General features: G+C 62.2%; 1 protein-coding gene. It reads left to right on the top strand.

The window, feature by feature from the left end:
* Positions 1-417, top strand: a 417-nt coding sequence (locus tag O7A61_RS32465) for a penicillin-binding transpeptidase domain-containing protein (protein ID WP_337133214.1), incomplete at its 5' end; no start/stop codon positions are given.
* Between the last annotated feature and the right edge of the window lie 33 nt (positions 418-450).

Below are 450 nucleotides of genomic sequence, written 5' to 3'. Positions count from 1 at the left end.
TATATGTCGAAATTCGCCTATGGCAACAAAGATGTGTCGGGCGATGCCGGCAAGGACAATGGGCTCACGCAATCCTGGATAAATTCCTCACTCGAAATATCGCCGGTCGAGCAGACGGCGTTCCTGCGCCAGATGCTCGCCGGCAAAATGCCGGTGTCGGCCAAAGCGCATGAGATGACCAAGGCGATCGTCCCGACCGTCGCGGCAGGGGACTGGACCGTGCAAGGCAAGACCGGCAGCACCAAGCTCGGCCAAGACGGCAAGCGCTCGCTCGGCTGGTTCGTCGGCTGGGCGGAGAGGGACGGACGCCGCATCATCTTTGCGAGGCTCGTCGTGGATGCCAAGCGTACCGGCGAGCCGAAGGGCGTCGCAACGCGGGCGGCGTTCCTGAAGGATCTTCCCGGCCTCATCAAATAGAATGGGGTGCGGCTTTACGGCGGCGGAAACTCC

The organism is Mesorhizobium sp. Cs1321R2N1, from assembly GCF_037179725.1.
Taxonomy (GTDB): Bacteria; Pseudomonadota; Alphaproteobacteria; order Rhizobiales; family Rhizobiaceae; genus Mesorhizobium; species Mesorhizobium salmacidum.
The sequence above is the reverse complement of the archived record's forward strand: the minus strand, read 5'-3'. Positions and strand labels throughout refer to the sequence as shown.